Source organism: Desertibacillus haloalkaliphilus (assembly GCF_019039105.1).
GTDB classification, from domain to species: Bacteria; Bacillota; Bacilli; order Bacillales; family KJ1-10-99; genus Desertibacillus; species Desertibacillus haloalkaliphilus.
Window position 1 is genome coordinate 1 of sequence record NZ_JAHPIV010000091.1, and the last position, 461, is coordinate 461.

Consider the following 461-nt stretch of genomic DNA (forward strand, 5'->3'; position numbering starts at 1 on the left):
GTGGTTAAGATTGTGATGCCATCGGTTGAAAACGAAGTGGTAACGTTGGTTAAGGATACGTCTTTGGTCTATGTTATCGGTTTGGGTGACCTGATGCGTGCTGGTAATATTGCGGCGTCACGTGACGTTACGTTGGCCCCATATCTACTAGTCGGCTTGCTATATTTGATTTTGACGGCAGTCGCTACAGTGTTGCTACGTCGCATCGAAACGAATATGAACTACTATCGTTAAGGAGTAAGGTAAATGCTAGAAATTAAAAACTTAGCTAAGTCATATGACACGCGCACGATTTTTAAGAACATGAATCTTACGGTTAACGACGGTGAGGTTTTGAGTATTGTTGGTCCTTCAGGTATCGGTAAGACAACGTTCTTGCGAATTGTTGCTGGTTTGCTACCGGCGGATCAAGGTGAGTTGATTTTGAATGGTGAATCACTTGATTTAACTGGTGAACGTAC

Annotated in this window: 1 protein-coding gene and 1 pseudogene; both read left to right on the top strand. The window is 43.0% G+C overall.

Annotated features, from left to right (window positions below):
- Positions 1 to 234, top strand: a pseudogene (locus KH400_RS20990) (amino acid ABC transporter permease); the annotation flags it as partial.
- Between the two features lie 12 nt (positions 235 to 246).
- A partial coding sequence (locus KH400_RS20995) for an ATP-binding cassette domain-containing protein (RefSeq protein WP_217227970.1) occupies positions 247 to 461 on the top strand: 215 nt, incomplete at its 3' end.